The sequence below is a fragment of the Bradyrhizobium sp. NBAIM18 genome (assembly GCF_020193825.1).
In the GTDB taxonomy this organism is placed as follows: Bacteria; Pseudomonadota; Alphaproteobacteria; order Rhizobiales; family Xanthobacteraceae; genus Bradyrhizobium; species Bradyrhizobium yuanmingense.
On record NZ_JADYVO010000022.1, the window covers coordinates 100,805 to 116,210 of the forward strand.

The 15,406-nt window shown below is 64.4% G+C and carries 13 protein-coding genes and 1 pseudogene; 5 read left to right on the forward strand and 9 right to left on the reverse strand.

Going from position 1 to position 15,406, the window contains the following annotated elements; all coding sequences use genetic code 11:
* Positions 1–125: 125 nt before the first annotated feature.
* The 3 genes from I6F17_RS31960 to I6F17_RS31970 are packed head-to-tail and all read left to right on the forward strand — an operon-like array spanning position 126 to position 4,368.
* Complete coding sequence (locus I6F17_RS31960; RefSeq protein ID WP_225129527.1) at positions 126–767, forward strand: TetR/AcrR family transcriptional regulator; 642 nt, start codon at positions 126–128, stop codon at positions 765–767.
* Positions 764–3,451 carry a molybdopterin-dependent oxidoreductase gene (locus I6F17_RS31965; RefSeq protein WP_225129525.1) on the forward strand — a complete coding sequence of 896 codons (2,688 nt, stop codon included), beginning with the start codon at positions 764–766 and terminating at the stop codon, positions 3,449–3,451. The genes I6F17_RS31960 and I6F17_RS31965 overlap by 4 nt, the downstream gene beginning before the upstream one ends.
* Complete coding sequence (locus I6F17_RS31970) at positions 3,448–4,368, forward strand: FAD binding domain-containing protein (RefSeq protein ID WP_225129523.1); 921 nt, start codon at positions 3,448–3,450, stop codon at positions 4,366–4,368. Before I6F17_RS31965 ends, I6F17_RS31970 begins: the two co-directional genes overlap by 4 nt.
* Here the strand turns inward: I6F17_RS31970 and I6F17_RS31975 are convergent, their stop codons facing one another.
* From I6F17_RS31975 to I6F17_RS31985, 3 genes are read right to left on the reverse strand one after another with little or no spacing between them, the layout of a single operon-like run.
* The gene (locus I6F17_RS31975; protein WP_225129521.1) at positions 4,369–5,907 is read right to left on the reverse strand and encodes a long-chain fatty acid--CoA ligase; all 1,539 of its coding nucleotides are present in this window, start codon (positions 5,905–5,907) and stop codon (positions 4,369–4,371) included.
* Between the two features lie 57 nt (positions 5,908–5,964).
* Entirely contained in the window at positions 5,965–7,095 is a 1,131-nt protein-coding gene (locus I6F17_RS31980) for a DUF5938 domain-containing protein (protein ID WP_225129518.1), read from the reverse strand.
* 38 nt (positions 7,096–7,133) lie between these two features.
* Entirely contained in the window at positions 7,134–7,937 is an 804-nt protein-coding gene (locus I6F17_RS31985) for an SDR family oxidoreductase (RefSeq protein WP_225129516.1), read from the reverse strand.
* 317 nt (positions 7,938–8,254) lie between these two features.
* On the opposite strand from I6F17_RS31985, the gene I6F17_RS31990 reads away from it, so the two are divergent.
* Together I6F17_RS31990 and I6F17_RS31995 are read left to right on the forward strand one after the other, a co-directional pair.
* A complete protein-coding gene (locus tag I6F17_RS31990) occupies positions 8,255–8,890 on the forward strand; it encodes a TetR/AcrR family transcriptional regulator (RefSeq protein ID WP_225129514.1) in 636 nt (211 codons plus the stop codon).
* Between the two features lie 96 nt (positions 8,891–8,986).
* Positions 8,987–9,613, forward strand: a complete 627-nt coding sequence (locus I6F17_RS31995; protein ID WP_225129512.1) for a GNAT family N-acetyltransferase — start codon at positions 8,987–8,989, stop codon at positions 9,611–9,613.
* A 36-nt stretch (positions 9,614–9,649) separates the two neighbouring features.
* On the opposite strand, the gene I6F17_RS32000 is transcribed toward I6F17_RS31995, so the two are convergent.
* The 6 genes and pseudogenes from I6F17_RS32000 to I6F17_RS32025 all read right to left on the reverse strand — a co-directional run.
* Positions 9,650–10,489, reverse strand: coding sequence for an outer membrane beta-barrel protein (locus tag I6F17_RS32000; RefSeq protein WP_063888417.1), 840 nt, complete (start codon positions 10,487–10,489; stop codon positions 9,650–9,652).
* 231 nt (positions 10,490–10,720) lie between these two features.
* Positions 10,721–11,740: a cellulase family glycosylhydrolase gene (locus I6F17_RS32005; protein ID WP_225129510.1), complete on the reverse strand. Its 1,020-nt coding sequence runs from the start codon at positions 11,738–11,740 to the stop codon at positions 10,721–10,723.
* Between the two features lie 13 nt (positions 11,741–11,753).
* Positions 11,754–13,037 (reverse strand): O-antigen ligase family protein, encoded by a 1,284-nt coding sequence (locus tag I6F17_RS32010; RefSeq protein ID WP_225129508.1) that lies wholly within the window; start codon positions 13,035–13,037, stop codon positions 11,754–11,756.
* 347 nt (positions 13,038–13,384) lie between these two features.
* The gene (gene ptsN / locus I6F17_RS32015; RefSeq protein WP_008141251.1) at positions 13,385–13,846 is read right to left on the reverse strand and encodes a PTS IIA-like nitrogen regulatory protein PtsN; all 462 of its coding nucleotides are present in this window, start codon (positions 13,844–13,846) and stop codon (positions 13,385–13,387) included.
* A gap of 229 nt (positions 13,847–14,075) precedes the next feature.
* Positions 14,076–14,681 carry a ribosome-associated translation inhibitor RaiA gene (gene raiA / locus I6F17_RS32020; RefSeq protein WP_036041026.1) on the reverse strand — a complete coding sequence of 202 codons (606 nt, stop codon included), beginning with the start codon at positions 14,679–14,681 and terminating at the stop codon, positions 14,076–14,078.
* Between the two features lie 81 nt (positions 14,682–14,762).
* A pseudogene (locus I6F17_RS32025) lies at positions 14,763–15,406 on the reverse strand (RNA polymerase sigma-54 factor); the annotation flags it as partial.

A 15,406-nucleotide genomic window follows, 5' to 3' on the forward strand; every position in this document is an offset into this window, starting at 1 on the left:
ATGGCCGCAGGAAAAGCTCTCAAACGCGATATCCCTGGCGTGCGGGCGGCCTTGGCTCTTGCGCGCACGAGACCGTCATCAATCCGTGATTTGACATTTCGTTCGCGTTTGTCAAATCTGACAAAATGCAGGCCAAGGCCCCTCCCCAGGACCGGATCCTCGACGCCGCCTTGCGCGTGTTCCGGCGCCACGGCTTCCGCCGCTCCTCGATCGAGCTGGCGGCGGAGGAAGCCGGACTGACGCGGCAGGCGCTCTATCATCACTTCGCCTCCAAGGAGGCGCTGTTCCGCGCCGTGCTCGAGCGGATCTACGCGCAGGGGCTCGCTGCGGAAATCGCGGCCGCGAAGGCGGCGGAAGAAGCGGGCCTCGAGCTTGCCGACATCCTGGTCACCGAGATCGGCGCGCGAATGCAGTCGCTGCTCGCTTCGCTCAAGGACTCGCCCCATACCGAGGAGCTGTTTTCCGAGCACCTCGCACAGGCGCGCGACCTCTACCAGAGCTATTCCAACCGTTTCGCCGACGAGATCGCAACCACGATCGCGCGGGTGTGCCGCAAGCGAAAGCTTAACCTCGAAAGCGGCGTCAGCGTGCGCGAGCTCGCGCGCTGCGTCGAGATGGCGATCCACGGCACCAAATCCGCTTTCCCTTCCATGCAGCCGGTCGACGCGTTCCTGAAACAGCTCGAGACCATGCTGCGCATGCTGATCGCCGGCGCGATGGCGCCGTCCGCAAAGAAGTCCCACCGCAAAACGGGAGTTCGAAAATGACCAGCACGACCATCAATGGACGGCCTCTGGTGCTGCCCGACGATCCGGATGCGCTCTTGATCGACGTGATCCGCGATGGCGGCCTCACCGGCACCAAACTCGTCTGCGGCTCCGGCGTCTGCGGTGCCTGCACCGTGCTGCTCGACGGCACGCCCGTCGTGAGCTGCCTGTTGCCGGCGCAGGCAGCCGCCGACAAATCGCTGACGACCGTCGAGGGCGTCGGAGCCACCGGATTGCATCCGGTGCAGAAGGCGTTCATGGCGCACGATGCCCTGCAATGCGGCTTCTGCACACCCGGCTTCGTCGTCGAAGCCGCCGCCTTCCATGACGGCTGGCGCGCGACCAAGGGCGCGGCGACACCCTCGCGCGAGGAGATCGCCGCCGCGCTATCGGGACATCTCTGCCGCTGCGGCGCCTATGAAGGCATCTATCGCGCCGTCGCCGAAGCATGCTCGGGCCGCTTCGACGGCAACGAGCCCATCGCGCCGCGGCTGGAAGCCCGCGACAAGGTGACGGGACTGGCCCGCTACACGGTCGACATTCACCATGACGGCCAGCTCGAAGGCGTCATCCTGCGCGCGCACGTCGCGCATGCGAGGATCACCGGGCTCGATCTGGCGCCGGCGCGCGCCATTGCAGGTGTTGCCGCGGTCGTTCCGCTGCTCGACGATGACAACATGGTCCGCTTCGTCGGCGCGCCGATTGCAGCCGTCGCGGCCAAGGATCGCCGCACCGCACTGCAGGCCATCGCCGCGATCAGCTTCAAGCCCGAGCCTTTGCCCGCTGTGATCGGGCTCGATGCAGCGCGACGCGACGATGCACCGGTCGTGTTCGAAAAGAAGGACCGCAAGCGTGCCGGCAACGTGTCCGAGGGCGCAGGCGGCGCTCCGGTGTCGTGGAAGGGCAATGTGCGCGGGCCTTCGGCGCCGTTCTCGCAGAAAGCCAAGCGCGCCAAGAGCTGGCTTGACGAGGCGCGCCAGCAACGCAATCCGCTGCTGGTCGAGGAGACCTTCCGCGTCTCGACGCAACAGCACGCAAGCCTCGAACCACATGCCGCCGTGGCCAGGTTCGATGGCGATCAGCTCATTGTGCACATCTCGACCCAGGCCATCCACGAGAGCATGGAGAAGATCGCCAAGCGTTATGGTCTTCCGCACGACAAGGTGCGCGTGATCGCCGATCATGTCGGCGGCGGGTTCGGCTCCAAGGGCAGCGTTGGGCTGGAGACCATCGCCGCGATCGAGCTTGCGCGCGCCGCGAAAGCGCCGGTGCGCGTCGCCTTCGATCGTGAAGAGGAGCTTTCCGTCACCGGCTATCGTCCGGCCGCCGAGCTGAAGCTGTCCTTGCTGCCTTCTGCGGAAGGCCGCCTCAAGGCGCTGTCGCTCACTGCCCATGCAGACACCGGCGCCGCCGTGAACTCGCTGATCGCGGGCCTGGCGCGGCTGATCTATCCGGCCGAAGCAAAGGAGCTTGTCGACTTCGACGTGCTCAGCAATTTGCCGCCCGGCGCGCCGTTCCGCGGCCCCGGCGGTCCGCCGATGTCGTTTGCGCTGGAGCAGGCGGTCGACGAAGCGGCGCTGCGCATGAAGATGGATCCGATTCAGCTGCGCAAGCTCTGGGACCCCGATCCCAACCGCCAGCGACTGTACGACTGGGCTGCCGGCCTCGACGTCTGGAAGAACCGCAAGCAGGCCGCCGCGCAGACCGGCCGCTACCGGCGCGGCGTCGGCGTCGCCACCGGCTACTGGCTCTATCTCTGGCAGACCGGCTCCTCGGTTGAACTCGCGATCAAGGGCGGCCGCATCGTCGCGAGCTGCGCGGTGCAGGATATCGGCACGGGCACGCGCAGCGTGATCGCGAACACCGTCGCGAAGGCGTTCGATCTCGAGCCGCAGGATGTGGACGTTCGCATCGGCCGCTCCAGCCTGCCCCGCGGACCGGGCTCCGGCGGCAGCCGCGTCACCGCCTCGGTGGTGCCGCCGACCTTGCTCGCCATCGACAAGCTGAAAGCGGAAATCAGGCGCACCGCCTCTCGCACACCTGCTCCGGGCTCGAACGCGCCGTGGCGCGAGATGATCGCGGCTTCCCCTGATATCGCTGTATCGGCGAGACGCCAGGAGGACGGCAAGCCGCCGCCCGGCGTCAGGCCCGCGCTGCACGAGGCGGGCATCATGGGCCGGGTGTTCGGTTGGGTGCTGCGCCTGATGAACCACATGGTGGTCGGCGCCGGCGTGCCGAGCTCGGTGCAGGTGATGGAAGTCGAGGTCGATACCTGGCTCGGCCATGTGCGCGTGCTCAACGCCTGTACGGGCCTCGCGGTCGGCAAGCTCGCCGCGCCGGCATTGGCACGAAGCCAAGCCGCGGGCGCGGTGATCCAGGGCATCGGCTACGCACTCTATGAGTCGCGGGAGACCGATCCTTCGAGCGGCCACATCCTGAGCGGCAGCATGGAGGATTACCGCATTCCGGGCATTGCCGACATGCCGAAAATGGGCGTGCATTTCGACGAGGCCGGTTTCGAGCATGTGCCGGGCGGCAGCGTCGGCATCGGCGAAGTCGCCACCGTGCCGACCTCGCCCGCGATCGCCAACGCCATTCGCGATGCGATCGGCGTGAGACTGACCGAAATTCCGTTCCGGCCCGATCGTCTTGTGGCCGCGCTGAAAGGGAGGGATGCAGCATGAGTGTCGCCGTCATCACCGCCAATCCCACGCCTGAATTCCGCGCCGGAGGCACCGACTTCAGCGAACGCCGCCGCAGCGGCGTGTCGCAGGGAATGCTGATCGATATCTCGGTCGCCGGCGACAAGACAATCACCTGGGGCGCCGACGGAGCAGCCCAGATCGGCGCGCTCACCACCATCGCCACGATCGCGACCGACGCGCGCATCGCCGCCGCCTATCCCGGTATTGCGGCGAGCGCGCAAGGGCTCGCCACGCCACAGGTGCGCCAGGTTGCAACGCTCGGCGGCAATCTCGCCCAGCGTTCGCGCTGCTGGTATTTCCGCCGGGCCGACATCGACTGCCTGAAGAAAGGCGGCAGCACCTGCCCTGCCCGTTCCGGCAATCATCTCTATGGCGTTGCCTTCGATCTCGGCCCATGCGTCGCGCCGCATCCCTCGACCATGGCAGCAGCCCTGCTCGCCTATGATGCGACCATCACCACGGACCGGCGCAGCGGGCTCTCGATCGCTGATCTGCTCGGCGACGGCTCGATCTCGCACGCCGATCACGCACTCACAGCAGGCGAGATGATCAAGAGCATTGCGCTTCCTGCTCCGCTTCAAGGAGAGCGCGCGTCCTACAAGCGGGCGATCAGCCGGACCCATGCGGAATGGCCGCTGGTGGAACTCTGCGCCCGGGTCGTGATCGCCGGCGGCAAGTTCCAGCTCGTGCGTCTCGCTGCCGGCGGCGTCGCGCCCGTGCCGCTTCGCCTCAGGGCCGTGGAAGTCGCGCTCAGCGGCAAGCTTGCCAATGCGGCATCGATCGCAGAAGCGGCGAAAGCGGCGAGCTCGGGTGCCAAACCATTGCCGATGACGGCCTACAAGCTCGATCTTCTGCAAGGGTTGGTGCGCGACGTGCTGGAGCGGCTTTCGGACTAACTAACCGCCTGAGCGGCCGGCCAGCCGCGCACGGATATCCGGCTTCAGCACCTTGCCGACCTTGGAGCGCGGCAGATCGTCCCAGACTTCGATCTGCTTCGGTGTCTTGACGCTGCCGATCCGCTGCTTGACGAAGGCCGCCAGCGCCGTCGCATCGACGCTCTGGCCGGCACGGGGCTGCACCACGGCGACGATACGCTCACCCCATTTCTCGTCGGCGAGGCCGATCACGGCGCAATCCTGTACCGCCTCATGCGCCCGCAGCGCGTTCTCGACCTCGATCGAGTAGACGTTGAACCCGCCGGTGATGATCATGTCCTTGGCGCGATCGACGATGTAGAGGTAGCCATCGTCGTCGATGTAGCCGATGTCGCCGGTGTGGTGCCAGCCATGCGCGGAAGCCTCCGCCGTGGCTTCAGGGTTTTTGTAATAGCCGTCCATCACCAGCGAGCCGCGAACCACGATCTCGCCGCGTGAACCGGTCGGCAGCAAATTGCCGTCGCCATCCATGATGCCGGCCTGCACCAACGGGCTGATCCGCCCCGCCGAGGCGAGGCGCTCCATCGCGATCGTGCCATCGGCATTGTAATGCTCATCCGGTGCCATCATCGAAATCATCATCGGCGCTTCAGTCTGACCGAACAACTGCGCCATGGGCCCGATGCGCCGGAGCGCCTCCGCAAGCCGTGCGGCCGAGATCGGTGCCGCGCCGTACCAGAAGCATTGCAGAGACCCGAGCTTCGCGGTGTCGAGCTTGGGATGATCGAGCAGCATGTAGATCAATGTCGGCGGCAGGAAGGTGTGCGTGACATGGTAGCGCTCGATCAAATCGAGGAATTCGGCGATGTCGGGGCGATGCATGATCACGATGCGACCGCCGAGCGCCATGATCGGGAAACACAGCACGCCGGCCGCATGGGTCAACGGCGCGAGCGCGAGATAGACCGGACGACCCTTGAAGGGATAGCCCATCAGCGTCAGTGCCGTCATGGCCTCGATGTTGCGGCCCGACAGCATGACCCCCTTCGGCTTTCCGGTGGTGCCGCCGGTGCCCGGAAGCATCGCGAGATCGTCGATCGTCTCGCGTTGATATTGGTCGGTGGCAAGGCCAGCGAGCCAGCCGTCGAACGAGGGCGCGAAGGGCAACTCGGCATCGAGGCAGACGAGGATGCGCAACTTCGGCAGCTCTCCACGCACCGCCTCGACCATCGGCGCGAAGCTCGAGTGAAACAGCAGCAGGCTGCAATCGAATTGGTCGAGGATGAGCCGGTTTTCGGCCGCCTCGTTGCGCGGATTGATCGGGCACCAAACCGAGCCCGCGCGGGAAATGCCGAACACGCATGCAAACGCGACCGGATCGTTGCCGGAAAGGATTGCGACCTTCTCGCCGGCAGCAATACCCGATCGCGCGAGCCCGCGCGCGACGCGATAGCTCAGCAACTGCACCTCGCGGTAGCTGAGATCGCGCCCGTCCATGGTCAGGCACGGCGCATCGGGGCCGAGCGAGGCACCTTTGTCGAGGTAATCGATGAAGCGCATGATCAATCCCGGAAGCAGCTGGCGGGTGGCGCGCGGCCGCGCCACCCGTGATCTTGCTCAGTCGTGCACGGTGAGGATCGGCCTGCTGACCAGCCCGAAGCTGCGCAGCTGGCCGAGCAGCTCGTGATGGCCGAACGCCTGGCAGCCGGAGGCGAAGCCCACGCGCTTGGGCGGCTGCTGCAGCAGATGCGCCGCGGCATAGGCCTGCAACAAGCCGGTCTGCTTGTAATTGCTGTTGCCGTTGATGACGCAGTGCGCGCGCCCGAGCGGGCCGGAGGCATGCACCGAATCCAGCGACTTGTTGACGCGCGGGTTCTCGCGCGGCGGCATGGTGTTCATCACGCCGGCGGCGGTCTGCGCCAAAGCAGCGTAGCGGTCGTCGGGGTTCATGTTCTTGGTCGCGTCCAGCGCGGCGGCGACGATCTGCGGCACGCCCAGCATCAGCGCGCGGTTGAACACGCCGCCCAGCACCTTCACGTTGGCCACGCGCGGATCGCGCTTGAACCACACCGGGTGCGAGGTGCCGCCCCAGGGCAGCGCCAGTGCGAGCTCATGCTGGCCGGGGATGGCGAGGTTGTAGAGACCGGCATCCACCTGATGCTCGACATACTTGTTCTGCTCCAGATAATAGGCCTTGGCCATCGCGGCGTTGACCAGGATGGTCTGCGTCGAGGCGATGGTCGGGCTGCCGCCCCAGAACACGGCGATATCGAGCGTGTCGAGGCCGGGCGTCTCCAGGCACAGCTGGGCGGCGATCTCGCCGGTGGTGTACATCTGCGCGATGCCCGGCGCGAGCAGCAGGCCGGCATTGGCGAACTTCGTGCCCCATTCCTGCTCGAGCGTGATCAGCCAGTCCTGCTCGCCGGTGGTGTCGGTGTAGTGGCATCGGGACGCCCAGCAGGCCTGCACCACCTCGGCGCCGAACCTGGCGAAGGGGCCCACGGTGTTGAGCACCACCGAGGCGCCGTTGAACAACTCCGTCAGTGCGCTCACGGTGTGCGGCACTTCCACCACCTCGTAGTCGGCGGTCTCGATGCCGGCCACATTCGCTTTCATGGCGGCGTTGAGCTTCTCCGCGCTGCGCCCGGCGGCGATGAAGGGGATGTTGTACTCGCGTAAGTATTCGCAGACCAGCCGGCCGGTGTAGCCGGACGCGCCATAGACGATGACGGGCTTCTTCGCGCTCATTGTCGTTCCTCCGAAATGTTCGTTGTCGGGTTTGCAGCTCACATTCCCATGCCGCCATCGACCGGCAGTCCGATGCCGGTGATGAAGCGGGCTTCGTTCGAGCACAGGAACACCGCAGCATTGGCGATGTCGCCGACCTCCGCGAGCTTGCCGAGAGGCGTCTGCTCCACCACCGAGCCGACCGCGGCGTTGACGTCGGGCGCGAGACCGATCTTGACGATGTCGTTGGCCAGCTGCAGGCCCATGTCGGTCGGGATCAAGCCGGGATAGATGCAGTTGACGCGGACGCCATAGCCGAGCTTGCCGGCCTCCATCGCAGCGACCCGTGTCATGCGATCGACCGCGGATTTGGTGCCGGAATAGACCGCGATGCTCGGGAAGGCGATCGTCGCCGCGACAGACGCGATGTTGACGACCGCGCCGCCTTTGCCCGCCGGTCCACCCGGCCGCATCGCGCGGAAGGCGTGCTTCATGCCGAGCACGGTGCCGACGATGTTGACGTCGCACATCCGCCGGGCATCCTCGGCCCTGATCTCGCTGACCAGCGACGTGATCTCGATGCCGGCATTGTTGACGAGGATGTCGTAGCCGCCGAGGGTGGCCACCGTCGCAGCAGTCGCTTTCTCCCACTGCACATCGTCGGCGACATCGAGATGCACGAAGCCGGTCTTCACTCCGAGCCTGGCGATCTGGCCGGCGCTATCCTTGCCGACGTCATCGAGAATGTCGCCGATCATGACCGCCGCACCGGAGCGCGCCAGTGCTTCTGCAATAGCCGCTCCTATCCCGCGGGCTCCGCCGGTGACCAGGGCTTTGCGGCCATCAAGACTCTTCTCACTCATCGCACGTCCTCCCTTTGCTTGGACTGATCTTTTGGACTGATCTGTTCGCTGATGATCGGTGCGCGCTGCGATTGGCAGCACGGTGCCGGCGCGGTTGCGCAACGGCATGCGAGTCCGCTCCGGCGGCGCGGCGCCGGCGGGTGCATTTCCTCCATTTGCTGACGTCTTGACGACTGTCCAAATTTCTTAGCGCGCACACTCCTCCCGGAATTTGACAGTTGTCAAGGAAAAAATTTGACAGTTGTCAAAGAGGATGGTCTGTAGACGATGACCGACGACGTGATCGTGGTGACCAAGAGACGGGAGACAGCGCGACGATGGCGCGGCAAGCGACAGGAGCGGCGAAGCGACAGGCCGTGGCGGAGATCGTGCGGGACGACAAGTTCAACGCGCGACGCATCGAGCTTGCCGAGGCCGCGCTCGAAACGCTTGGAGAGCTCGGCTTCGCCCGGACCAGCCTGCGGGAGATCGCGCAGAACTCGGCGTTCACGCACGGCGTGTTCCACTATTATTTCAGCGACAAGCTCGACCTGATCTGCTGCTGCGTTCGCCACTACAAGGCCAAGTGCGTGACGCGCTATGACGAGGTCGTCGCGACAGCGACGAGCCGCGACGAATTGACGGAGGGCTTCCTCGCCAAGCTCGCAGCAACGCTGCAGAACGAAGCCCGCATGCACCGGCTTTGGTACGATTTGCGCTCGCAGGCGATGTTCGAGGCGGCGTTTCGCAAGGATGTCCTCGAGATCGACAAGAGCCTGGAAGCGATGATCTGGCGCATTGCCTCGCGCTATGCCGAGCTCGGCGGCAAGCGGCCGGCGTCGTCGCCAGGCGCGCTCTACGCGCTGTTCGACGGTCTGTTCCAGAGCGCGCTGCTCAAGCACCTCGCGGGTGACAAGAGGGCGGTTCCCGAACTGCTCGACGAAGTCCGGCGCCTGCTGCCGACGGTCTGCTGATGCGCGGAAGCGGCGCCCACGAAGGCATCGCCGCTCGAGGCCTGCACGTTGCGCCATCCAAATTGATCGTCCGACTCGAAACTGCTTAGATGCGGCATGCCGCCGAAAGTCGAACGTCTGCCCAAGCAGCAATTGTGGTTTCCGGCCGGGCGCTATTTTCTGCGCACCATCAAGCGCGATGACGCCTCGCAGCGCTGGGCGGACTGGTTGTCCGACCCCTGGACGGTGCATGTCCTCAACACGTCACCGCGCGCGATGACCAAGGCGGAGATCGCCGACTACATCAAATCCTTCGATCAGCGCGAACGGCTCCTGCTCGGGATCTTCGAGCGTGGCAGCCGCATCCATGTCGGCTTCATCCGCCTCGACATCAACGCGGCGGCGAGCGAGGCGCTCGTCAGCGCCGTGATCGGAGAAAAGGAGCACCGCAATGCCGGAGCGACGGTGAACACCTTCATTCCGCTGCTCAGGTTCGTGTTCGACGATCTCAAGCTGAGCCGCATCCGCGCGTTCGTGCTGGGGCGCAATCAGACGACCATTCAATATCTGTCGAAGCTCGGATGGACGCTCGAGCCCGAACCCGAAAAACCGGTGCGATCGCACACGGATGGATCGCTTCTGGTATTGCGTCGGATGATCTGGGACCGGCCCGGTTTCCAGGCCTGGTTGAAGAGCCCGATCGGGCAGCGGATCGTGAATCGCATGGAAGCGGCGCGAGGTTGAGCCCCGGCCGCTCCCTTTGTCTGCTTAAGCGATCAATCAGTACTTCGCGACGACGGGTGACCCGCCGAACCGATAGTTGATGCCTACCTTCACGATATCGATGTCCTGACGAATATCGATCAAGGCAGTGGTGGCGGCGGCTGGATTGGCGAATCCCACGCGCTTGCTGTCGAAGCCGTAGTGAGTGTACTCGACCAAGGCCGACCAGTTCGGGGCGAAGGCCCACTCGACACCGGCACCTGCCACCCAGCCGACACGATCGGTGCTGGCGCTTGAATTGCAGGGCTCAAAAACGAGGAATCCCACACCGGGACAAAAGAAGCCGCCAATCGACGAGAAATTGTTCAGATTGTATCGGTCATGCGCAAACCCGACGCCGCCCTTGCCATAAACGAGCAAGCGATCCCATGTGTAGCCGACCCGACCCGTGACGCTGGCGACCCAGTCGGTGCGGCTCGATAGAGTGGCGGGCGCGCCGGTCTTTCCGGCGAAGAAGGGATCGTTGGCGGTGCCGTGAAGATCGGTGGCCGTGAAATCGCCGGCAATCCCGAGCACCCAGTTGCTGGCAAATTGGTAGTCGCAACCTACCTGAACGCCTCCTACAATTCCGACGTCTCCGTTCACCCCAATGCGATCACCAGGCACATTGCCTATGGTCATTGCAGGCGAGATGACCGCCCCCGTTCCGATGCCGGGATCCGTGAAGCCCGTTCGGCTCGCACCGCCGCCGACATGACCCCCGACATAGCAGCCGGTCCAACTGAAAGGCACGGCCGCCGCAACCGGCGCTTTCGTGTAGGGACGAGCTCCCAGATCGGCACCTTGAGCAGAGCCTGCGACAATCAGAGCCGACGTCGCCAGCAGCAGTCGTTTCATTCGTCACCCCCGAAGCAATCAGCGATAGAAATCTCCGGTAAGGTACATCGGCCGGCCTCCGCGCGCTGTATTCGAGGAGCAACACTCCGATACATTTGGTACTTTGATACTGTTTGATCACAACGCGCCGCAACACGGCGCCTTAAGCCTGATGACGGCGCTCCAGGCTGAACTATCCGATCGTTGGATTGCTTCACGCCGGCGCGGCTGAGTTCAGGTCGCGCTCCCGCCTCAGCGCTCGGCCGGAATCAGCGCCCGCAGGATCTCCGGCTTCCAGCTTTGACGCGCGCTGTCGAAGGCTGCGAAATCATGATCGAATTGCCAATAGGCCCAGGCCCAGCCGAGCCGCTCCGCGCTTCGCGCCACGAACGACAGATATCTCGTCCGTGCTTCGGCTGGCGCGGCCTCGTACACGCCGAACTCACCAAGATAGATCGGACGCTTTTCCCGTTCGGACCAGGACCGGATCTTGTCGAAATCGGCGCGCGCCTTCTGCTCGTCCTCCGGCGTGCCCCAATCGAGCGGGCCTATTTGCGAGAACGTCGGCGACCACGGTGCGCCCTGATGGGTGAAGCGGATCGGCGCGTAATAGTGAAACGTGACGATGATATTTCGGTCATCCGGCGGCAGGACCAGGTCCTCGACGGGCATCTCGTCGACGTTGAGAACCGCGGCGATCACCGGCCGCCGGGGGTTGGTGGCGCGGATGATGCCGAGACATTCGTTCAGAAGGGCGTTCCAGGCGGCGGACGTCATCTGCCCGCCCGGCTCATTGAGCACCTCGAAGACGAGCCTCGGATATTTTCCGGCATAGCGCGCGGCGATTTGCGTCCAGAACGCTTTCAGCTTCCCGGCGCACTCGGAGACGTCGCGCTGACAGATATGGGTATCGTGCTCGTCCAGGATTGGGATGAGATTTCGGGCGAGCACCTCCTCGATCACGGCATCGAGCCGCCTCAAGACGATCTCATCCAGCGCATTCTCCGGGTCCATGAACTTGAAGCCGAAGAAATTGATCCGGACGTGCGAGAACCCGGCGCGCCTGATCGCGGTGAGGTTGTCCAGACGAAATGGCGCGTTCCGGCCTCCCTCCCAAATGCCGTCATAGCCGAGGATGTTGATGCCGCGCCCCAGTTTTGGGGGCGCGGACGCGGCCTGTCCGGCGGCCTCTGCCGGGGAGCAGATAGCAAGCACGGATAGCGTCAATGCGAGACCGAAAGTCACAGCCCAGCGGACGCAGATGGCATTCATCCTGGCTGCCCCATCATTGCTGCAGGCCGTGCTGCGGCACCGGCCTGCACACGGCGAAGAAGAATGCGACGAGCAGCACCGAGGTGAACATCGTCGAGCGCAGGAACATCGTCTCCGTGAAATTCGATTGAAAGCTGAGAACGACGAATCCGATGATGAGAGCGCAGTGGCGACGGTCGATCGACCGCGTGGCGATCAGGTACAGAACTTTTTCCGAGAACAGATAGACGCTCGCCACGAACAGCACGTATCCCAGGAATCCCGTTTCCATCGCCACCGCGATGTAGCCGCTATGATAATTGTCCAGCACCCAGCCGTGGTTCTGGTTGAAGTAGTCGTAAATGGCAGGGCGCGTCCAGAACCCGTTGATGCCGAAGCCCAGCAGCGGCGCATCGTCGAAATGGCTGATGGCGTACTGCCAGATGAAGGTTCGCTCGGTCAGATTGATGGTCGATTCGCCGAGATGGATGGAATCGTAGCCCGTGACATAGAAATGGAGGATCAGCAGCGCAGCCAGGATGCACATGACGACCGGCAGCACCGTGTAAATCCTCATGCAGCGGATCGACCATAGCGAGGTCATGAGCAGTGCACCGGCGGCGATTGCAACGGCGCCGGCACCACGGGATTCCGAGGCGATGACGCATGTCGATGCCAGGAGAAACGTCAGCAGAAAAACTGTCCAGCCCTGGCCCGTCATCTTCTGATAGCAGGCAAAGAACATCAGATAGGCGCTGATGAAGCCGAGGGTCTGCTTCGATTCGTAGATTCCCTGCCACTGGCCGTTGTGCATCCAGCTCTCATCGACGCCGATCTCGGGCACGAAAACCGCGCACAGGGCCGAGGCGGCGACCAAGATGAAGAGTCCCAGCGCCGTCGCTCCGACGATCTCGTCGATGTCGATCCGCGTGATCAGGCAGTACGCACCAAAGGTCGTCATCACGAGGGCCGCGCTCTTCATGATCGCCGCGGTGGCGAGGCCGGTCCAGAGCACAGAAACAGCGGCGAGAGCATAGAATGCGACCAGCGCGATGAAATCGGGATTGGGCTGCACGCGCAGGCAGGGTCGCACGAAGGCACTGGCGTAGATCAGGATGACCCACATCAGGAGCGCAACGGCCTGCTGCACGAAGCTCCATTCTGCGGGAAGCAGCGCGGGGTTGAAGACACCCATCGACGCGATCACATTGACGGTGATCGAGCCACGCATCACGATTCTGGCGAGCTTTTCCACGCCGACGCCGGGCGCTTGCCAGATCGCGCTGTCGTCCTCCTCGGAATCGTGCAGGCTGGTCATGAGCTGACCGCCTGACGCACGGCGAATCTTGCCTCACCGCGCACCACGGGCGCCTTCGCACACGCGCCTGCCGCGGGAATCGGCCGGTCGAGGCCTGATTCCCAAGTCCGTTCTCCCGCCGCGGCTGCGAGGCGCAACGGCGTCATTCCATTCCCAGTCACGTCCGCTCAGTCCACGGCTTCGAACGGCTCTCAGCGGATGTTGGCGCCGCCCAATGTGCCGTGCGTCTCAAGCGGGAAGATTGTCCTACCTTCTACCTTTGAGATCAAGGTGGCATGACGGGACGCTGCCCTCACAATCAGGTGCGAGGGACGATCGGGCCCCTGCCGGGCCGGAAAGACGGAAGGTTACGCCGCCGTTGCCGGCGGCAGCGCCAGCACCGAATAGATCGCCTGCGCATCGCGCGAGGCGCGGAGCTTCTTGGCGATGTCCTGGTCGCGCAGCAGGCGGGCGATGCGGGCGAGCGCCTTGAGGTGATCGGCGCCGGCGCCTTCGGGGGCCAGCAGCAGGAAGACGAGATCGACCGGCTGGCCGTCCATCGCCTCGAAGTCGATCGGACGATCGAGCCGCGCGAACAGGCCGAAGATCTTCTCCAGCTTGGGCAGCTTGCCATGCGGAATGGCGACGCCATAGCCGACTGCCGTGGTGCCGAGCTTCTCCCGCTGCAGCAGCACCTCGAACACCGAGCGCTCGTTCTGCCCGGTCAGCTCGGCGGCCTTGGCCGCGAGCTCCTGCAGCGCCTGCTTCTTGCTGTTGACTTTCAATGCCGGGAGAATCGCCTCGGGTGCGACCAGATCGGTAATCGGCATGGAAGCTTTCCGAGGTGAATTAAACCGTCAGGTTCCGATTTGGCCGGCTTGATAGACCAAGCCCGGCCGGCGTCAATAACATGAAGCAGGAGGGGGACTTAGCCCGAAACCCCGCCAGGCCCAGATGTGGGGGGCTTCTACTCCAACGCAATCCCGGTGCCAACTCCCGCGTGCAGCTTTGCCCCCGTCATTGTTAAGGGCGGGATGGTACGGGCGCCGGCTGACGGGCCTAGCCACCGGCCTGGCCGTCCACCTTTGCTCCCGGCGGGTCGATCCAGCCCACATTGCCGTCCGCCCTGCGGTAAATGATGTTCACGCGACCGGACGAGCCATGCTGGAATACCAGGCAGGGTGCCCCGCTGAGGTCGAGTTCCATGACGGCTTCGCTGACCGAGAGCCGCTTCAGCGACGTGGTTTGCTCCGCGATGATGACGGGGCTGTAGCCGGCGACTTCCTCTTCGCCCTCTCCGGGCGCTTCCAGCACATAGCTGGTGGCGTCGAGCGCAGCCATCGCCTCGGAGGCGGCATGGGCCTTGCGCGCGGAGCGGTCCTTGAGCCGGTTCTTGTAGCGCCGCAACCGCTTCTCGATCATCACCAGCGCCTGGTCGGCACTGGCATAGGCATCCGGTGCGTTCGAATCGGCTTCCAGCGTGATTCCCGAATCGAGATGCAGGGCGCAATCGGTGCGAAAGCCGAAGCCGTCCTTGCTCAGCGTGATGTGGCCGGAATAATTGCCGTCGAAATATTTGCGCAGCACCTCGTCGGTGCGATCGGCAACGCGGCCGCGCAGCGCCTCGCCGACGCTGATGCTCTTTCCCGAGATTCTGAGAGTCATGTGATGCCTCGCTTGGTTGGTGCCCAGCTTGGATCGGTCTCGATGGGGCATCGAGAGTAGCGCGATTTGGCGCCAGCGCAATCAGGCCGGTTCGGGATTGCGGGAGCGATCGGACAAGGCGGTAGAGAGGACGTTACCAAGAGCGCTCTGCTTGTCGCGGCGGCGTTGCACCGAGGAAGGTATGCGCATGGCTTCGCGGTACTTCGCGACCGTGCGGCGGGCAATATCAATGCCCGAGGCGCGCAAGCGTTCCACGATGGTGTCGTCCGACAGGATCGCAGAGGGCTCCTCCGAATCGATCAGCTGCTTGATGTGGTGACGCACCGCTTCCGCCGAATGCGCTTCGCCCCCGTCGGCCGAGGCGATCGAGGCCGTAAAGAAATATTTCAGCTCGAACGTGCCGCGGTTGGTCGCCATGTATTTGTTGGCGGTGACACGCGACACCGTGGATTCGTGCATCTGGATGGCATCGGCGACGGCCTTCAAATTGAGCGGGCGCAAATGGGCGACACCGTGGGTGAAGAACCCGTCCTGCTGGCGCACGATCTCGGTCGCCACTTTCAGGATGGTGCGGGCGCGCTGGTCGAGCGCGCGCACGAGCCAGGTCGCGTTCTGCAACGCATCCGTGAAATAGGACTTGTCGCCGTCCTTGCCGATCTTCTTCGACAGCTCGGAATAATAGGTCTGGTTGACCAGCACGCGCGGCAAGGTGTCGCTGTTGAGCT

Excerpts from the sequence above, each read along its gene's own strand:
- I6F17_RS32000 (WP_063888417.1), bottom strand. The coding sequence starts at position 10,489 with ATGAAACGACTGCTGCTGGCGACGTCGGCTCTGATTGTCGCAGGCTCT.
- I6F17_RS31980 (WP_225129518.1), bottom strand. The coding sequence starts at position 7,095 with ATGAGCGCGAAGAAGCCCGTCATCGTCTATGGCGCGTCCGGCTACACC.
- I6F17_RS31985 (WP_225129516.1), bottom strand. The coding sequence starts at position 7,937 with ATGAGTGAGAAGAGTCTTGATGGCCGCAAAGCCCTGGTCACCGGCGGA.
- I6F17_RS32010 (WP_225129508.1), bottom strand. The coding sequence starts at position 13,037 with ATGACCAGCCTGCACGATTCCGAGGAGGACGACAGCGCGATCTGGCAA.
- I6F17_RS31995 (WP_225129512.1), top strand. The coding sequence starts at position 8,987 with ATGCCGCCGAAAGTCGAACGTCTGCCCAAGCAGCAATTGTGGTTTCCG.
- ptsN (WP_008141251.1), bottom strand. The coding sequence starts at position 13,846 with ATGCCGATTACCGATCTGGTCGCACCCGAGGCGATTCTCCCGGCATTG.
- I6F17_RS31960 (WP_225129527.1), top strand. The coding sequence starts at position 126 with ATGCAGGCCAAGGCCCCTCCCCAGGACCGGATCCTCGACGCCGCCTTG.
- I6F17_RS31970 (WP_225129523.1), top strand. The coding sequence starts at position 3,448 with ATGAGTGTCGCCGTCATCACCGCCAATCCCACGCCTGAATTCCGCGCC.
- I6F17_RS32005 (WP_225129510.1), bottom strand. The coding sequence starts at position 11,740 with ATGAATGCCATCTGCGTCCGCTGGGCTGTGACTTTCGGTCTCGCATTG.
- I6F17_RS31975 (WP_225129521.1), bottom strand. The coding sequence starts at position 5,907 with ATGCGCTTCATCGATTACCTCGACAAAGGTGCCTCGCTCGGCCCCGAT.
- I6F17_RS31965 (WP_225129525.1), top strand. The coding sequence starts at position 764 with ATGACCAGCACGACCATCAATGGACGGCCTCTGGTGCTGCCCGACGAT.
- I6F17_RS31990 (WP_225129514.1), top strand. The coding sequence starts at position 8,255 with ATGGCGCGGCAAGCGACAGGAGCGGCGAAGCGACAGGCCGTGGCGGAG.
- raiA (WP_036041026.1), bottom strand. The coding sequence starts at position 14,681 with ATGACTCTCAGAATCTCGGGAAAGAGCATCAGCGTCGGCGAGGCGCTG.